The organism is Paraburkholderia sp. BR10954 (assembly GCF_040965775.1).
GTDB classification, from domain to species: Bacteria; Pseudomonadota; Gammaproteobacteria; order Burkholderiales; family Burkholderiaceae; genus Paraburkholderia; species Paraburkholderia youngii.
Genome location: NZ_JBFRCK010000271.1, coordinates 1 through 328, shown reverse-complemented (window position 1 = coordinate 328; position 328 = coordinate 1). Strand labels below are relative to the sequence as shown.

Below are 328 nucleotides of genomic sequence, written 5' to 3'. Positions count from 1 at the left end.
CAGGGGTTCCTGCATCTCATCCATTCCGCGCATCGCATCCGCTGCCAAAGATCATGAACACGATATCCATAACGCCCGTCCCTCAAACCCCGTCTACACGGGACCCAAATTCAACAGCCTGCTAGAGAGAATGGGAGCAAGGATCGAAGGGCGCGTTGACTGCGACGAACGCGCGATCGGCGTTAGGGAACTTCGCTGCGGTTGCGTCGAGCGTTTCTTGATCAAGCACCAGCTTTCCGTTTTTGATGTGACCGGAAAGCACGAGGCCAAGCCGGTTTTCCTCGATTTGCTTGGCGGCATCGAGTACATCGTCTTTGTCGTATTGCGA

1 protein-coding gene is annotated in these 328 nt (G+C 55.2%); it reads right to left on the bottom strand.

Annotated features, from left to right (window positions below):
* Positions 1–121: 121 nt before the first annotated feature.
* A partial coding sequence (locus tag AB4Y34_RS42205) for a hypothetical protein (RefSeq protein WP_368719349.1) occupies positions 122–328 on the bottom strand: 207 nt, incomplete at its 5' end.